The following is a 15,073-nucleotide window of genomic DNA, read 5'->3' on the forward strand; positions in this document are numbered from 1 at the left end:
GCACGGAGGCTCAAGGCAGCAACGAGCGGTTCGTTTGCGGTGCAGGGCGACTGTACCACGGCCGCTACCGATGTCCGCTTTGGGTCGAAAGCGGACACTCGCCGGTAATCACTAGTTCCGGAGCGCGGCCTGGAAATGCCCGTGCCTATCGTAGATGTAGAAATCATGGAGGTCGATACCGTAGGCAGGCTGGCCGGTCGTATCCCGCAGAACGGGCAGTACGAGGGCAGTCCAGCCATCCTCGGTTTGATCGACTGTGACTTCGCAGCCGTCCTTGAATTTCGCGCAGTAAGGGGCGGATCGAGACGTTGCATCGGCCACGATCGAGTCGACGGTTGCAACGGAACCCGGCCCCGTCGCACATCCGGCAAGCCCGATGAGCACGAGCGAGAACTTGACACCTGCTTGCACGACGCGCCTGGCGATCAGGACGGCTCGTCCGTTGCAGGCGCATGGTCACTATCGATCTGCGCCTGCGTCAGGCGGAGAAACCGCGCGGCATTGCCGTACAGGATGTCGCGCTTCTGCGCCTCGCCGAGGAAGGGCGCTGTTTCGATCGCCTTGATCGCTTCGCCGATGGCGCCCGGCCAGTACATCTGGTCGGAGCCGAACATGATGCGCTTCTCCATGCCGGCATCCACCATGCGTTCGAGCGCTTCGTGGAATTGCGCGCGCGGGAACGCCCAGTTGTTGCACGCCACGTCCACGTAGAGATTCGGGTAGGCGAACATCATCGCGATCATCTCGTCGACCAGCGGCGAGCCGTAATGCATCACGTAGATGCGCAACTTCGGGTGCTTGCGAACCACGGGTTCCAGCAACAGCGGCGAGCCCATCGCGGCGCTGTAGGACTCGTAACCCGGCATGCGCGCGGTGGCAGGCGGGCCCTCGCCGAGGTGGATTGCGACGGGAATGTCGAGTTCCTCCGCCAGCGCGAAATACGGCGCGTACCGTGCGTCGTCGACGCGGTGGCCGCGATATTGGATGTAGACCTCTCCCAGCACCGCGAGCTGGCCCGCAGCATGCAGGCGCCGCAACTCGTCGATCGACAGTTCCGTTCGCTTCCCGAACGCGACGCCAGGGATGAGGCGGCCGGTGTGCGCGCGCCAATCGGCGACGATGTCGACGGGCCCCTCGGTCACCGCGCGGCGCACATTGTGCTTCTTCATCTCCGCGATGGTCTCGTCGCGCAGCGCAGCGTCGTTCGCCGACGCGAAGATCGGGTGCGCGCACTTGGCGAACTTCGAGAAATCGAGTTCGTCCGCGGGATCGATCGTCGGGACCAGGACGTCCTGGTCGCCGGGACACGCGGGAGCGCCGGGGGGCACCTCGTTCGCGGAGAACGCATGCAGGTGCATGTCGATGACTGGCGCGGCGGGCCTCGGTTCGGCTGCCAATGCCAGTTGCGCACATGCCAACAGCCCGACGCACCCCGTCCCCCATGCTTTCCACTTCATCCGGCGTCTCCCCTGGTCGTTCAAGGCATACGTTGCAACCATGCGCCTGCGGCCAAGGAGACAATCGCGTGGGCGCGCTTCAGGGCACCGCCACATCCGGATCCGACGAAGATGCTTCCATGCGTTCGGCGCGGCGCGTGACAACGTCGACCAGTTCGGCCGTCCAGTCTTCGGCGAAGGCCTGGACATGCTGGGTCAGCCATTCACTGGAACGCAGGTCGGCCGAAAGCCCGTAGGCGGCCGCGACGCGATCGGCGCGGAGCTTGCGCCATTGGTGCAGCAGCGCCGCCGGTTCCGGATGACTGTGCGCCAAGGCGCGCAATGCCATGTGTTGAACGGCCAGTTGTGCTCGCAGGATCGCCACTTCTTCGCGCAAGGTGTCCATGTCCGTTTCCCGAATCGTCAGGGGCGTCGCCCCACTGAAATCCGCGCGAAAAAATAGCGCGGCCGTCCGGATTCTCAAGGGATGGACACGGCGTCGTTGCCGATTTTTAAGTAGCGTCAAGACCGCATAAAAAATAGCGCAGGTGCGCAGCGTACGGACGCTCAGGCCGCACTCGCCGTTTCGCTGTGGCAATCCACGCACGGCAACCAGATCGTGAAGGTCGATCCATGGCCCGGCTCGCTGTCGACGGTAAGGTCCCCGCCCATGAGCCGGGAGAACTGCCGGCTGATCGCAAGACCGATGCCCACCCCCTGCGCTGCGTCGGGATCGAGCCGGACATACTCGTGGAAGATGGATTCCTGCTTGTCCAACGGAATCCCCGGGCCGCTGTCGCGCACGCTGACGGCGACCCAACTGCCCGGGCGCGGCCCGCCCGATGCGCGGTGTTCGGCGACGAGGTCGAGGAAACCCTTCGGCGCGTACTTCGCTGCATTGGAAAGCAGGTTGCCCAGGATCTGTCGCAGGCGCGCCGGGTCGGCGAGTCCATGCAGGCCATCGCGTGTGCGCGTTTCCAAACGCAACTCGGCGGCCATCGCCTGCTGACGGAAATCCCCGGCGACTTCGCGCAGGAGTTCGCCGGTGTCGGTCGGCACGCATGTGAGAACCAGTTGTCCCGCTTCCGCTTGCGCCAGTTCCAGCAAATCGTCGATGAGCTTTACCGCATTGCGAATCGAGCGTCGGATGACGACGACGCTGTCGCGCTGCTTCTCCGACAACTCGCCCGGCAGCATGCCCCGCTCCAGCAACTGCGCATGCATGTGCGCCGTGCCCAACGGGTTCTTCAAGTCGTGGCCGAAGCCGCGCATCAGGCTCGCACGACTCTCCAGCAGGCGTTCGCGTTCTTCTTCCAGGCGCTTGCGCTCCGAGATGTCCGTCGCCGTGCCGAACCACTCGATGATGCGGCCCGCGTCGTCGCGCAACGGCTTCGCCTGGCCGAGGAACCAATGGTAGTGCCCGTCGACGCCGAGGAACCGGTACTCGATGACGTACGGCTCACCGGTCGCCAGCGAATGTTGCCAACGCGCAAGCGTGCGCTCCACGTCGTCGGGATGCAGGAGCTGCAACCATCCCTCGCCTTCCGATGCGGCGTAATCCAGGCCCGCGAAGTCGTACCACCGGCGGCTGAAGTACGTGTGGTAGCCCTCCGCATCGGTGGTCCAGATGTGCTGCGGAATCAGGTCGGCGAGCAGGCGGTAACGCGCTTCGCTCTCGCGCAGCGCTTCCTCGGCGCGTCGTTGGTCGGTGATGTCGGTGTTCGTGCCGAACCAGCGAAGCACGTTGCCCTCGGCGTCCTTGATCGGCTCGGCACGCGAGAGGAACCATCGGTACTCGCCGGTCCTGCTCCTGAGCGGGAACGTGTCTTCCCACGGCTCGCCCGATTCGAATGCGCGACGGATGCGCTCGACGACGCGTGCAACGTGATCGGGATGGTGGACTTGCTGCCACCCCCAGCCGTCCATCTGTTCCGGCGTCGTGCCCGTGTATTCGTACCAACGCGTGCTGTACCAGAAGATCCAGCCCGTCGCGTCGGCCATCCATGCGAGCTGCGGGATGCTGTTCGCCAACACGCGGAAATTGCGTTCGCTCTCGCGCAGCCGTTCCTGGGCCGCCTTGCGCACGGAGATGTCCCGGAAATACACCGACAGCCCGTCGGGCGACGGATAGGCCCGGACGTCCACCCAGATATCCAGTGGCCCGTAATACGCCTCGAACTGCACCGTTCGTTGCTCGTCGACGGCCCGCCGATACTCCCGTTCGAATATCTCGCCGATCGTCCCGGGATACTCGGCCCAGAAGTTGCGCCCGATGAGTTCCTCGCGCGATCGCCCGAGAATGCGCTCCGCTTCGCGATTGACGTAAACGAATCGCCAGTTCGCGTCGACGGTGAAGAACCCGTCGGTGATGCTCTCGAGGACGCGGATGACCTGGTTGGATTGCGGCTCTGCCAATCGACCCCCGATGCGCTCGCAGTCGAATTTCCATCCGCAAGGATGCGACCGCCGCTTTCAATGCCCCGTGATCGAAGCCTGAGCCGGTGTTAACCGGCGGTCAGATCGCCTGCGTAATGACACACTGCCGGGATGCGCGAACGTCCTCCGAGCATCGACGGTCTGGCCCCCAGCACGCTGCAGTTGCCGCAGGGGCCGTGGCCGACCGTGCTGGAATGCCTGTGCGAACGATTCCCGGCGGTGACGCGCGCGCAGTGGCTGGAGCGCATGGCACGCGGGCGGGTCGTGGGCAGCGATGGAAACCCGGTGACGCCGGAAACACCGTATCGCGTCGGGCTCGAAGTCCATTACTGGCGCGAAGTGCCAAACGAAACGCCGATCCCGTTCGACGAAGTCGTGCTGCATGTCGACGACGACTTGCTGGTGGCGGACAAGCCGCATTTCCTGCCCGTCACGCCCACCGGTGTCCATGTGCACGAAACGCTGCTGGGGCGACTAATTCGTCGAACGGGGAACCACGCGCTCGCGCCGCTGCATCGGATCGATCGCGAAACCGCGGGATTGGTGTTGTTCTCGACCAACCCCGAAAGCCGCGCGCGTTACCAGGCGCTGTTTCGCGAGCGGCGAATCGAAAAGCACTACGAGGCGATCGCACCCGCGTTGGCGCACGTCGAGTTTCCATGCACGCGTTCCAGTCGCGTCGTTCCCGGCGAACCGTTCTTCCGCATGCAGGAGATCGAAGGACCGGCGAACAGCGAAACCAGGATCGAGGTCATCGCGCGCGGCGATGGATGCTGGCGTTATGCACTGACACCGATCACCGGCCGCAAGCACCAGTTGCGCGTGCACATGGCGGCGCTCGGAGCACCGATCGCCAACGACCCGATTTATCCATCACTGATCCACCGCGCGGCAGGCGATTACTCGTCGCCGCTGCAGCTACTCGCCAAGCGGCTTTCGTTCGTCGATCCGCTCAGTGGCGTCGAGCGCAGCTTCGCGAGCAAGTTCCTGTTACGTCAACCACGCATACACCCACTGCCCGAATAGCCGAAGCGGCCCCTGGTCGAAGAACGCGAACTCGAGGCTCTGCTCGACGATCAGCGCAGACCCGACGTACAGCCACACCGGGTGGATGCCTCCCGATTGCGTTCGATCGCGTAGTGCGGCAACGACGATCGGCGAATAGGCCAACACCAGCGCAAACGTCACGTCGGGATGAGGCACCGCGGGCAGCAAGTGGCGCAAGCGGAAGAACGCGGGCCACAACAACTGGATGGTGGCGAGCATGACGAGCCGCTTGTGCCAATCGGGTTTGCGTCGCATGGCGACCGCCGCAACCACGAGCAAGACGTAAATCGTCAGCCCGCTGATCGTTCCACCGAGCGCCGAGGTGGCCGCCGTTCCCTGTTCGGGAAGATCACGCTGCGCAGCCCACGTCGCGGTGGCGATTCCGCTCGCCCAGATGACCAGCGCGAGCGGCAGCGCGACTTGCCCCAATCGTCGATGCAGTGGCGAACGTCGTTCCCGCACCAACGTGGCCTGGACGATGAACATCACGACCCAGCCGAGCGCAGATGCGCCATGCAGGTGCACGAACCACGGCGCCGAAAAGCTGCGACGGACCATCGGCACGGCATACGTCACGCCGAAGCCGAGTGCGACGACCAGCAGTCCGACCAGCCCGAATCCCAGGTAGAACAGCGTCGCGCGATCCCGCGCCCACGAAACGGCCATCCCCAGTCCTCCTCCCCGGACCGGGCGATGCTGGCGCGACGGAAGGCAGTTTGCAAACTACCCGCGCGACGTCACCTGTCCCAGATGCCGAAGTAATCGCACTTCCAGGCGCTTTGCGCCTGGAAATCCAGGCCGATCCATTCGTCGATGCGAGCGAGCACGCGGCGCCCGCCGAAGTCCCAGTCGATCGACAGGAACGTATCCGTGTATCGCGACACGCGTTCCTGGATCTCCTCGCAGTCGAACCCGTCGTACTCGAAGTGCAGCACCTCGATGACGTTGCCGCTGCGATCGGCATAGTCCATCGAGAAGTCGAGTCCCCACTTGGGCTTGTACTTCACGAGTTTGTTCACCAGCGGGTTGACCTGCGCCCACGACTGCAGTTGCGCCAGCGCCGCGCCTCGGTATCCCTTGCGCTCGAGCAGCAGCGCGTGGTTCAACACGGCGCCCTCCACTTTGTCCGGCGGCGATTCGAGCCACACCGATCGGATCGCGTGGCGATGCTCGCGATGCGGGTGGAACGCCTGGCCGTTCGCTGCGGCGTACAGCTTCTCCAGTGCGCTCAGGTCGTATCCGCTCTGGTCGAACAGATCGACGTACTCGCGACCCGGGGTGCCATCGAACGCGATCGGCGTTGCGTAATGCGCCCTGGCATCGAGATGAGCGGTGATCAGCTTGAGGTCGTTCATTCCGCCGTGCCTCAACGCGCTCCCGCTTCGAGGTGCGTCAGGTACAGGCGCATGTCGAACTCCAACTGGTGGTAATCCGGTTCCATGTGCGTACACAGCCGGTAGAACGCCTTGTCGTGCTCGGCTTCCTTCAGGTGCGCCAACTCATGCACCGCGATCATCTTCAGGAATTCGGCGGGCGCGTCGCGGAACACGGTCGCGATGCGAATCTCGCGGCTCGCCTTGAGCTTGCCGCCGTGCACGCGGGAAATGCTCGTGTGGGTGCCGAGCGCGTGCTTCATCACCTGCAGCTTGCTGTCGTAGAGGACCTTGCCCAGCGGCACCGATTGGCGCAGGTGCCGCTCCTTGAGCGCCTGCACGTAGTCGTACAGCTGGCCGTCGGTACGCACGGCATGCAGCTGGTCGTATTTGTTGTTCAGCACCTCGCCCAGCCGGCCCTGTTCGATCAGCGCCTGCACGCGCGCCAGTACGTGGGGCGGATAGCCGACGAGGTATTTCAGGGTTTCCATCGACGTATGATGGCGCGGACACCCCCGGGATGAAACGGCGACATGGCGAAGGGCAACCCGCTCCAGGAACAGCTGCTCAAGGCGGGCCTCGTGAAGAAGTCCAAGGTGGCCGAGGTCGCGCGCGAGCAGCACAAGGCCCGGCACGGCAAAGGGCCGGCTGAACAGAGCGAGATCCAGCGGGAAGCGGAACGCGCGCGGGCGGAAAAGGCCGAGCGCGATCGCACGCTTGCCGCCGAGCGCAAGGCCACGGCGCGCATCGCTGAACTTCGCGCCCAGGCGCGACAGATCATCCAAGACAAGAAGGTGCAGCGCGCTGGTGATATCGAGTACCGCTTCACTGCAGGCGGCGCCATCCGCACCCTGCTGGTGAACGAAGACCTGCGCAAGCTGCTGAGTTCCGGTGCACTCGTGATCGCCCAGGTGGACGATCGCTACGAATTGTTGCCGCGCGTCGCCGGCGACAAGGTGCGCGAACGCGACGCCAGCATGATCGTGCTCGACCATGGCAAGGAAGCGGGCGCCGCGCCCGCCTCCGCAACGTCGGAAGACGACGCGTACTACGCGCAGTTCCAGGTGCCTGACGACCTGGTTTGGTGACGCTCGCGCGTTACGCGTTCAGAAGCGGGAGTTGGGATTGGGTTGTCCTTCGCGCGGCGGCTCCACGACATCCCAATGTTCGACGATCTTGCATTCGTCGACGCGAAACAAATCCGCGAGTGCATACGCCGGTGCGCCGGTGGCCGGAACGAACCGGACGTGCACGAACACGAGATCGTTGTCCGCGACCGTGCGCAGGATCTCCCACCGCGCTTCCGGCACGTCCTTGACGATGCCTTCGAGGAAATCCATGACCGCATCCCGGTTGCCGCCGGGGATATCGGGCTTGTGCTCGACGAAGTCGGGCGCGACGTATTGCTCGAATGCAGGCCGAACCTGCTTGTCCACCAGCGCCTTCGTGTAGAAGGAACGCACGAGCTCACGACTGGTTTCGGTGGAAGGAACACAGGCGGCCTTGTCCACGTCCTCGGCCCTGGCCTTGCCGCTGGCCAGCATCGCAAGAGCGAGTACGACGATTGCAGTCGTGCGCATGGATCCCCCGTGGTGGTTTGCACTTTCCGGAGAGACGGGCTGCGGGGGCGCTATCGGCCAACATCCGGTGCCGCGCTCGCGGTCGTCGTCATGCTTCGGCGACCGCAGCAATCGAAACCTTCAGCCCCGGAATGCGTACGGGAAGCTTGGCGCCCTGGCGTGCCGGTGGATTCGATGGAAACCATCGCAACCACTCCTCGTTCATGCCTGCGAAATCCTCTTCTTCAGCGAGCACGACGGTCGCGGACACGATCTTGTCCAACGAACTGCCGGCCTCCTCCAGGATCGCCTGGATGTTGGTGAGGCACTGCCGCGTCTGCTCCTGGATGGTCGATCCGACAAGCGCACCTGTCTGCGGGTCGGCTGGGGACGTGCCTGAAACGAACACCAGGCCTGCGGCCTTGACGGCCTGGCTGTAGGAGGCCGGCGGCTTGGCCGCCCTGGATGTGAAAATAATCTGTCTGGGCACTGGCGTTTCCGGTCGAAGCGGAGGAAATCCCACGCCCCATCAACGCGACCGGTGTGTGCTATCGGCCAGAAGCGGACATCACGTCGACGGAGAGATTGCACCCCTTGAGTGCTCGGCTAGCGCGGCGAGAACATCGCGACTGATGTCCTCTACGGAACCAAAGGTGCCGTGGACAGCCAGCTCCAACGCATCGTCAAGCAGCATCAGTTGGATGCCGATGTCTCGAGGAAGCCCCGTGGATTGGACGACGCGTTGCGCGACCTCAACGGCCTCGACTGGCGTGAGCCGCGCCGAAGCGAGGCGGTCATGAATGTGCGCAAGCAACCATCTTCCAGCGTCTTCCTCATTCGCATCGCCAGGTATCGCGCGAAGCGCTTCCATCACCGCATCTCGATCACGCGCGGTCGCAATCTCGATGACCTCCATAGGCGGTGCATCGAGCGCTTCGATCACGCTGAACGCCCAGTCTTTGGCGCAGTCAAATGCAAACAGACCCGTCACGATTCCAGTCAAGTAGTACGAGGCGACCGTTGCTTGATCGGCATCTGCAGGAAAGTGCCTTTGTGTCATGACGAAGGACGGCTACCGAGTCTGCGCTGCAGACTGAATCGCGGACTCGTACTCCGATGTAGCGGGAACCACGTAATCTGCTCCGTTGAGGCGCACGACGATGGCGCGCTCACCGATCTCTGGCACCGAGGCGTAGCAGGGCGTCTCCACTTCAAGCGCCCCGATCATCTCTCCGGTGATTGCGTGAGTAAAAGAGACACGCACAACGCGCCGACCAAAGAGGGAGTGTTCGGTGGGGCCATCCTTGATGAGGGACGCCTCCCAGTCAGGAAAAGCCTCACCGGTGACGTAGCCGACAAGAACGGTTCCGCGGGCAGCGCTTTGAGGATCCGGCGCAGAGGAGATGCAGGCAATCGCCGCGCATGGCGCCAGGAGTAGAAAGCCTGCAAGAAGCCAGCTTTTCATGAGTGCAGTACCAGCGGACGAGGCCGCGTCAGGTTAGACGGGAGCGAAGCAACGTGGCTAGCGTCTTGGCCGAATGTCCGCTATCGGCCAGAAGCGGACATTCACACACGCACTAGAATGCGGCATATCCCGCCGCCAAGGCCACCATGGAACAGGTCTGGATTCGCTCGATCGCGATCGATGACCAAGCGCTCTTGCAGGTCGAGCCCACGCTCCCGCCAAGTCGGGACCTGCGCTTCGTCTACCGCAGTGCCACCGGCGTTACATGGAACGAAAAGGCGGGAACACTGCACCCGGTCAATGGTAGTGGCTCCATGAGCTGAAGGCCTACTTCGGCAAGTAATCGTTCGCCTCGACCAGTTCGACACCAGGCGCTTCGATGACGCACTGGCGCAACAGGTACGCGTGCCCCTCACCGTAGAACACGACCGCGCGACCACCCACCGGCAATGATTGCAGCAACCTCGCGCAGATCGCGAGGTTGCGCGCATACCACGCACCGACAAGCCGCGCGCCTGGCTGCGTGTCGCCTTCGCCGAAGCGCAGCATGTCCACGTAGAACCCGTGGTTCTCGAGTGCGCGCGACGGGGTGTTCATGTAGCGCAGCACCGATCCGATGCTGTCCTTGCGAACGCGGTCGCTGAGGACCTGCACTTCCTTTCCTGCACCGGCCAGCGCCGCATCCAATCGCGGCGACATGCCGTGGCTGCCCGCGAATTCCTTCACCGGGTCGAACGGAAATTCGCCTGCGACGTCGATGCCGTGCACGCGCTCCAACTCACGCAGCTTCGCCAGCCGGAATCCCAGTTGCACGACTTCGTTGCGGGAGGGCGGAAGCTTGCCGGTCCGGAAGCTCGCGTACTGTTCGTCCGTCGTGGCCTGCGGCCATTCGACCATCACCTCGGTCGGCTCGAACCGGGCGAGCGACGCGGCGACATCCGCCAATTCCTTCTGGCGTGTGTCGGACAGCACGTCGTCGACCTGGACGTTGAACACGTCTTTCCCCGGGTTGTCGAGGTGGAACGTGCCGACGATCATGACCTTCGTGGGCGCCGGGCCCGAGGCTGCCTGCGCCGTCGCATCGCCCGCGGCGATCAGCGCGACGAGCAGGACCACCAATCTCGCGAACATGGGAGGACTCCTGCGGTCGAACAGGCTTCGTTCACGGGATCTTACGCGCAAGGACTCCGGTCGCGACGGCGGCCCGTTTGCGCCGCTTGCTGCGTTCCTTTGCTTAATGAGCCATCGGGACCCCACATGCTGACCATCCGCCAGCTGCGCAAACGCAAGGTCGCGCAATGGGTGCTCGGCTACACGGCGGTCGCGTGGGCCTTGTTGCAGGGCGTCGGCCTATTGGCCGACACCTACGGCTGGTCGGCCATTCCGATGCGCGTGGGCGTGGCGTTGTCGGTGCTCGGGTTCTTCCTCACGCTGGTCATCGCGTGGTTCCAGGGCGAGCGCGGGCAACAGAAGGTCACGCGCCTCGAAGTCGCGCTGATCGCGATCGTCGTGATCGTGGGCGGCGCGTGGTTGTGGCAGACGGTGCAAACCACGTCCGAACAGGCGGCCGCCGACGCGTCGCCCCTGGTCAGCGCCGGCATTCCGACGATCGAACAGGATCCCTCGATCGCCGTGCTTCCGCTCGACAACATGAGCAGCGGCCAGGAGCAGCAGTACTTCTCCGACGGCATCTCGGAAGAGTTGCTCAACCTGTTGAACAAGGTGCCGGAGTTGCGCGTGATCGCGCGCACGTCGAGCTTCGCGTTCAAGGACCAGAACCTCGCGGTGCCGGAGATCGCGCGTCGCCTCAACGTCGCGTCGATCCTGCAGGGCAGCGTGCGCCGCGCGGGCAATCGCGTGCGCATCGCGGTGCAACTGGTGCGCGCCACCGACGGCGCGCAATTGTGGGCGGAGACTTACGACCGCGATCTCAACGACATCTTCCAGGTGCAGGACGAGATCGCCGCGGCCGTCGTGGACGAGCTGAAGATCAAGCTGCTGAAGGCGCCCAAGGTCACGCCCGTCGACCCCCGGGTTTACGCGTTGATCCTCCAGGCGCAGGCGTTGCTCGACCAGCAAAGCAAGGATGGACGTGCGCAGGCGCTGCTCGTGTTCAAGCAGGCGTTGTCCATCGCGCCGAACGAAGCACGCGCGTGGGCAGGCCTGGGGCGCGTGTACATCAACCAGTCCATCTACAGCGAGATCCCGCCGACGGAAGCGGCGAAGCTCGCGCGCGAAGCGCTGAACAAGGCGCTGAAGATCGACCCCCGCAACGTCATCGCCATCACCGGCCTTGCGCGCCTGGCCGCGGACTTCGACTTCGACGCGCAAGCGGCCGCCGATTACAACAAGCGTGCGTTGCAGATCGAACCGAATAACCTCGTCGCCATCAACACGCTCGGCATCCTGCTCAGCAACGTGGGTCGCTTCGACGAAGCGCTGCCGCTGTACGACTACCGCGTCGCGCACGATCCGGCGAACCCCACCGCCTACAACAATCGCGGCATCACGCGTTACTACGCGCGCCAATGGGACGCGGCGATCGACGACTTCCGCACCGCACTGCGGCTGAGCCCCGCCTTCGTCGGCGCACGCAACGGCATCGCGGCCTCGCTGCTGGCCGGCAAGGGCGACGCGGCCGGCGCGCTGCGCGAGATCGAAGGGGAACCGGATGAGGCATCGCGACTGCAGATACGCGCGCTTGCGTTTTTCGCACTCGGCCGCACGCGCGAATCCAATGGCGCGCTGCAGGCGCTCATCAGGACGCACGGCGAAGAGCAACCGACGCTGGTCGCGCTCGCGTACAGCTATCGCGTCGATCGCGATGCCGCTTTCGAATGGCTGGATAAAGCGGCGGCCGCTCGCGATCCGGCTGCTACGTCGGTGGCGTTCGATGTCCTCACCGATCCGCTGCGCGACGATCCGCGTTGGCTGCCGTTCCTGACCAAGATCGGTTACGACCCGGAGCAGCTCGCACGCGTGCGTATCGACGTCCCGAAGCCCGGAACGTGATGGCCCATTCGGGTTAACCACACCCGAGTGGGGGAGTCGCACGGCGCCGATCCTGTCGTTCTACCCGATTGGAGGCCACTCGTAGCTTCCTGGCGCCGGCATGCCCTCGCAACCACGGAGAACGATATGCAGAACAAACACAAGCTATGGCTGCTCGGCCTCGGCCTGATCGCCGTCGCGACGGCAGCCCTCGCTGCAAGACCGCAATTCCTGCGCGCTCCGAGCGCGTCGCTCGGCTCACCGAAAGTCATCATCAAATGGACCGAGATCGGCCTCGGTGACACCGCCAGCGTCTCTTACATCGCGAGCGCAACGGCTGCCGCTCGTTTCCAGTGCGTCAACCGCGGCAACAACTGCCCGGCCGCGTCGAACAAGGAAGACGTGCTGGTCGACCTCGCCGTAGGCGGCACATTCCCCATCGACAAGAACGGGCGGATCAGCGACACCCTGACGATCCCGACGCCCGAATCCACCCTCGTCTGCCCGGGCAACCAGCGCGTGGGCGTGGTCTCCGTCGTCTTCACCAAGATCCAGTTGACGGATGTGACCCACGACATCACGGCGGCGACCAACCCGACATCGTTGTCGTACAACGCGCCCGAATGCCCGTGACACGCGGGAACAGCTGACGCGTGGAAACAGGAAGGCCACCTCGCGGTGGCCTTCTTTTTTGCGCGCATGTTAGGGTATTGGCATGACCAGTTTTATCTACGAAGGCAAGGAAGTCCGCTGGGTCGGCACCTACACGGGCTCGTTCGCGGTGATCCATCAAGGGCGCTTTTACGAGCAGCCCTTCCTCGAGGAAGTGCGCGCGCTCGGCCTGCGCGGCACGTATCTCGACATCGGCACCAACGTCGGCACGCACGCGGTGTACTTCGGCTTGTTCTGCGCCGACCGCGTGATCGGGTTCGAACCCGTCCCCCGCTTCCGCGCGCGCGCACTGCAGAACATCGAAGCCAACCAGCTGGAGGGCACCGTCGAGGTGATGCCCTTCGGCCTCGCCGAAGCGTCGACCTCGATCCCGTTCGACGCAGCGGGTCCGGGCACCATGCTGGAATGCCGCAAGCTCGATGATCTGCTGCCGGACCTGACCGGCGTGACGTTCGTGAAAATGGACATCGAGGGCAACGAGCCGCGCGCGCTGCTCGGCGGACGCGAATTCTTCCAGCGCAACCGTCCCGTCATCGCCGCCGAAGTGCTCGGGTCGATCGACACGCTGCGCGACGCCGCCGAGTCCATCGGCTATCGGCTGACGGGCAAGGTGTATCCGTCTGCGCCCGAGTCCCCGATGGTCGAGCTCGTTCCGCGCTGACGGGCTCGGTCAGGGCGCTTCGCCCGCCCGGTGAAAGGTGCCCGAGCCGGAGCGGATCGTGTCGGCATCGATCACCGCGTAACGGAAGGTGCTGCCCTTGTTGGCGCCTTCCTTGTAAGTCACCAGGACCGCGTTGCCCTCGGTCTTGTAGGACACCTTCTTCGTGGAGCCCATCGACTCCATCTCGCCGTCGCGAAACGTGACCGTCACGGGAAACGGTTCCGTGACTTTCCATGTGCCCTTCAGCGCGCCGGGGTCATCGTTGGAACAGGCGACGAGGGCGAGCGCCGGGAGGATCGTTGCCAAAGCGCGAAACATAAGTCACTCGAACAGCAGGCACGACGCGGCCCGTGGGCCGCGCCGATCAGGAAGGGGTAAACGCCTTGTTGGTGGTCTTCTTCTCGTTCTTGGCAACCCGCTTTTCCTTCAACGTCTTGGCGGGCTTCTTCTTCTGCTCTTTCTTCTTGTCCAGGCCTTTGCTCACGTCGCGCCTCCTTGGTGAAGCTGCATATTAGCCCGGCGCCCGGCCCTTGCAACGCTCAGAAGCGGCAACAGCCACAGGCTGATCCATGAGCGTGCGCGACGAACCTCCGTTACGACGGGCGGTGTCCGTTCCGCAGGAGCGCGTGCGTCTTGAAGTGCATCCAACACCGCAACGGTGGGACGCATGCGCGACACACATCCAAATGGTTGCGATCACCCCGTCGATATCCACCGCCGGGCGATCCTCGCGTCGGCGCTGGCGCTGCCGGCAGTGGGCATGGTCGGCGCGAAGGAACCGCAGGCGCCCAACCTGAGCATTGCGCTCACGAAGGAACAACGCGACAAACTCACGCCCGACCAGATCATCGAAGCGATCAAGGCCGGAAACGAACGCTTCCGCAGCGGCCAGATGCGGAAACGCGATTACCTCGCGCAGAAGCGCGCGAGCGCCGGTGGGCAATTCCCGGCGGCGGTCATCCTGAGTTGCATCGATTCGCGCGCACCTGCCGAGATCATCCTCGATGCCGGCATCGGCGATACGTTCAACGCGCGCATCGCCGGCAACATCGCGAACGACGACCTGATCGGCAGCCTCGAATTCGCATGCGCGGTGGCGGGCGCCAAGGTCGTGCTCGTCATGGGACACACGGCGTGCGGCGCGATCAAGGGCGCCATCGACGGCGCCGAACTGGGCCACCTGACCGGACTGCTCGAAAAGATCAAACCCGCCGTCGCGGCCACGAAGTTCAGCGGCGAACGCAGCAGCAAGAACGCCGGCTTCGTCGACGCCGTCGCGGCGACCAACGTCAGGCTCACGATCGACGCGATCCGCAAACGCAGCGAAACGCTCGCCAAGCTCGAGAAGGAAGAGAAGATCCGCATCGTCGGCGCGATGTATGCGCTCGTGGGTGGCAAGGTGGACTTCCTGGACTGATGGTCCCTGCAGTGAC

General features: G+C 64.3%; 19 protein-coding genes. 7 read left to right on the forward strand and 12 right to left on the reverse strand.

Annotated elements, in window-relative coordinates; all coding sequences use genetic code 11:
- Nucleotides 1-425: 425 nt before the first annotated feature.
- The 3 genes from LK996_RS11820 to LK996_RS11830 form a co-directional block, all read right to left on the reverse strand.
- Nucleotides 426-1,397 (reverse strand): amidohydrolase family protein, encoded by a 972-nt coding sequence (locus LK996_RS11820; protein WP_230527570.1) that lies wholly within the window; start codon nt 1,395-1,397, stop codon nt 426-428.
- A gap of 139 nt (nt 1,398-1,536) precedes the next feature.
- Entirely contained in the window at nt 1,537-1,842 is a 306-nt protein-coding gene (locus LK996_RS11825; RefSeq protein WP_230527571.1) for a hypothetical protein, read from the reverse strand.
- 161 nt (nt 1,843-2,003) lie between these two features.
- Nucleotides 2,004-3,851 (reverse strand): sensor histidine kinase, encoded by a 1,848-nt coding sequence (locus LK996_RS11830; RefSeq protein WP_230527572.1) that lies wholly within the window; start codon nt 3,849-3,851, stop codon nt 2,004-2,006.
- Nucleotides 3,852-3,983: 132 nt separating this feature from the next.
- On the opposite strand from LK996_RS11830, the gene LK996_RS11835 reads away from it, so the two are divergent.
- Nucleotides 3,984-4,898 (forward strand): pseudouridine synthase, encoded by a 915-nt coding sequence (locus LK996_RS11835; protein WP_230527573.1) that lies wholly within the window; start codon nt 3,984-3,986, stop codon nt 4,896-4,898.
- Here LK996_RS11835 and LK996_RS11840 read toward each other — a convergent pair.
- The 3 genes from LK996_RS11840 to LK996_RS11850 all read right to left on the reverse strand — a co-directional run bounded on the left by LK996_RS11840 (nt 4,863) and on the right by LK996_RS11850 (nt 6,783).
- Nucleotides 4,863-5,585, reverse strand: coding sequence for a hypothetical protein (locus tag LK996_RS11840; RefSeq protein WP_230527574.1), 723 nt, complete (start codon nt 5,583-5,585; stop codon nt 4,863-4,865). The genes LK996_RS11835 and LK996_RS11840 overlap by 36 nt on opposite strands.
- A 71-nt stretch (nt 5,586-5,656) precedes the next feature.
- Nucleotides 5,657-6,274 (reverse strand): hypothetical protein, encoded by a 618-nt coding sequence (locus tag LK996_RS11845; protein ID WP_230527575.1) that lies wholly within the window; start codon nt 6,272-6,274, stop codon nt 5,657-5,659.
- Between the two features lie 11 nt (nt 6,275-6,285).
- Nucleotides 6,286-6,783, reverse strand: coding sequence for a YgjP-like metallopeptidase domain-containing protein (locus LK996_RS11850; RefSeq protein WP_230527576.1), 498 nt, complete (start codon nt 6,781-6,783; stop codon nt 6,286-6,288).
- Between the two features lie 42 nt (nt 6,784-6,825).
- Between LK996_RS11850 and LK996_RS11855 the strand changes: the two genes are divergently transcribed.
- The gene (locus LK996_RS11855; protein ID WP_230527577.1) at nt 6,826-7,380 is read left to right on the forward strand and encodes a DUF2058 domain-containing protein; all 555 of its coding nucleotides are present in this window, start codon (nt 6,826-6,828) and stop codon (nt 7,378-7,380) included.
- An 18-nt stretch (nt 7,381-7,398) separates the two neighbouring features.
- Here LK996_RS11855 and LK996_RS11860 read toward each other — a convergent pair whose 3' ends face one another.
- The 4 genes from LK996_RS11860 to LK996_RS11875 all read right to left on the reverse strand — a co-directional run bounded on the left by LK996_RS11860 (nt 7,399) and on the right by LK996_RS11875 (nt 9,316).
- Nucleotides 7,399-7,872: a nuclear transport factor 2 family protein gene (locus LK996_RS11860; RefSeq protein WP_230527578.1), complete on the reverse strand. Its 474-nt coding sequence runs from the start codon at nt 7,870-7,872 to the stop codon at nt 7,399-7,401.
- Between the two features lie 88 nt (nt 7,873-7,960).
- A complete protein-coding gene (locus LK996_RS11865) occupies nt 7,961-8,341 on the reverse strand; it encodes a RidA family protein (RefSeq protein WP_230527579.1) in 381 nt (126 codons plus the stop codon).
- Nucleotides 8,342-8,419: 78 nt separating this feature from the next.
- Nucleotides 8,420-8,911, reverse strand: a complete 492-nt coding sequence (locus LK996_RS11870) for a hypothetical protein (protein ID WP_230527580.1) — start codon at nt 8,909-8,911, stop codon at nt 8,420-8,422.
- Between the two features lie 12 nt (nt 8,912-8,923).
- On the reverse strand, nt 8,924-9,316 hold the full coding sequence (locus LK996_RS11875; RefSeq protein ID WP_230527581.1) for a hypothetical protein: 393 nt from the start codon (nt 9,314-9,316) through the stop codon (nt 8,924-8,926).
- A gap of 146 nt (nt 9,317-9,462) precedes the next feature.
- Here LK996_RS11875 and LK996_RS11880 point away from each other — a divergent pair, with 146 nt between their 5' ends.
- Nucleotides 9,463-9,639: a hypothetical protein gene (locus tag LK996_RS11880; protein ID WP_230527582.1), complete on the forward strand. Its 177-nt coding sequence runs from the start codon at nt 9,463-9,465 to the stop codon at nt 9,637-9,639.
- A 4-nt stretch (nt 9,640-9,643) separates the two neighbouring features.
- Here the strand turns inward: LK996_RS11880 and LK996_RS11885 are convergent, their stop codons facing one another.
- Nucleotides 9,644-10,447 carry a DUF5694 domain-containing protein gene (locus tag LK996_RS11885; RefSeq protein WP_230527583.1) on the reverse strand — a complete coding sequence of 268 codons (804 nt, stop codon included), beginning with the start codon at nt 10,445-10,447 and terminating at the stop codon, nt 9,644-9,646.
- A gap of 126 nt (nt 10,448-10,573) precedes the next feature.
- On the opposite strand from LK996_RS11885, the gene LK996_RS11890 reads away from it, so the two are divergent.
- From LK996_RS11890 to LK996_RS11900, 3 genes are all read left to right on the forward strand, one after another.
- On the forward strand, nt 10,574-12,328 hold the full coding sequence (locus tag LK996_RS11890) for a tetratricopeptide repeat protein (RefSeq protein ID WP_230527584.1): 1,755 nt from the start codon (nt 10,574-10,576) through the stop codon (nt 12,326-12,328).
- Between the two features lie 126 nt (nt 12,329-12,454).
- Entirely contained in the window at nt 12,455-12,940 is a 486-nt protein-coding gene (locus LK996_RS11895; protein WP_230527585.1) for a hypothetical protein, read from the forward strand.
- An 82-nt stretch (nt 12,941-13,022) separates the two neighbouring features.
- Nucleotides 13,023-13,640 (forward strand): FkbM family methyltransferase, encoded by a 618-nt coding sequence (locus tag LK996_RS11900; RefSeq protein WP_230527586.1) that lies wholly within the window; start codon nt 13,023-13,025, stop codon nt 13,638-13,640.
- A 9-nt stretch (nt 13,641-13,649) separates the two neighbouring features.
- Here LK996_RS11900 and LK996_RS11905 read toward each other — a convergent pair whose 3' ends face one another.
- Nucleotides 13,650-13,946 (reverse strand): hypothetical protein, encoded by a 297-nt coding sequence (locus LK996_RS11905; protein WP_230527587.1) that lies wholly within the window; start codon nt 13,944-13,946, stop codon nt 13,650-13,652.
- A 361-nt stretch (nt 13,947-14,307) separates the two neighbouring features.
- Here LK996_RS11905 and LK996_RS11910 point away from each other — a divergent pair, with 361 nt between their 5' ends.
- Complete coding sequence (locus LK996_RS11910) at nt 14,308-15,057, forward strand: carbonic anhydrase family protein (RefSeq protein WP_230527588.1); 750 nt, start codon at nt 14,308-14,310, stop codon at nt 15,055-15,057.
- Nucleotides 15,058-15,073 lie beyond the last annotated feature (16 nt).

This window comes from Noviluteimonas lactosilytica, assembly GCF_020866925.1.
Taxonomy (GTDB): domain Bacteria; phylum Pseudomonadota; class Gammaproteobacteria; order Xanthomonadales; family Xanthomonadaceae; genus Noviluteimonas; species Noviluteimonas lactosilytica.

Coding starts and splice junctions, on each gene's coding strand:
- LK996_RS11860 (WP_230527578.1), bottom strand. CDS start 7,872: ATGCGCACGACTGCAATCGTCGTACTCGCTCTTGCGATGCTGGCCAGC.
- LK996_RS11890 (WP_230527584.1), top strand. CDS start 10,574: ATGCTGACCATCCGCCAGCTGCGCAAACGCAAGGTCGCGCAATGGGTG.
- LK996_RS11910 (WP_230527588.1), top strand. CDS start 14,308: ATGCGCGACACACATCCAAATGGTTGCGATCACCCCGTCGATATCCAC.
- LK996_RS11825 (WP_230527571.1), bottom strand. CDS start 1,842: ATGGACACCTTGCGCGAAGAAGTGGCGATCCTGCGAGCACAACTGGCC.
- LK996_RS11835 (WP_230527573.1), top strand. CDS start 3,984: ATGCGCGAACGTCCTCCGAGCATCGACGGTCTGGCCCCCAGCACGCTG.
- LK996_RS11900 (WP_230527586.1), top strand. CDS start 13,023: ATGACCAGTTTTATCTACGAAGGCAAGGAAGTCCGCTGGGTCGGCACC.
- LK996_RS11895 (WP_230527585.1), top strand. CDS start 12,455: ATGCAGAACAAACACAAGCTATGGCTGCTCGGCCTCGGCCTGATCGCC.
- LK996_RS11870 (WP_230527580.1), bottom strand. CDS start 8,911: ATGACACAAAGGCACTTTCCTGCAGATGCCGATCAAGCAACGGTCGCC.
- LK996_RS11885 (WP_230527583.1), bottom strand. CDS start 10,447: ATGTTCGCGAGATTGGTGGTCCTGCTCGTCGCGCTGATCGCCGCGGGC.
- LK996_RS11875 (WP_230527581.1), bottom strand. CDS start 9,316: ATGAAAAGCTGGCTTCTTGCAGGCTTTCTACTCCTGGCGCCATGCGCG.
- LK996_RS11840 (WP_230527574.1), bottom strand. CDS start 5,585: ATGGCCGTTTCGTGGGCGCGGGATCGCGCGACGCTGTTCTACCTGGGA.
- LK996_RS11880 (WP_230527582.1), top strand. CDS start 9,463: ATGGAACAGGTCTGGATTCGCTCGATCGCGATCGATGACCAAGCGCTC.
- LK996_RS11855 (WP_230527577.1), top strand. CDS start 6,826: ATGGCGAAGGGCAACCCGCTCCAGGAACAGCTGCTCAAGGCGGGCCTC.
- LK996_RS11845 (WP_230527575.1), bottom strand. CDS start 6,274: ATGAACGACCTCAAGCTGATCACCGCTCATCTCGATGCCAGGGCGCAT.
- LK996_RS11850 (WP_230527576.1), bottom strand. CDS start 6,783: ATGGAAACCCTGAAATACCTCGTCGGCTATCCGCCCCACGTACTGGCG.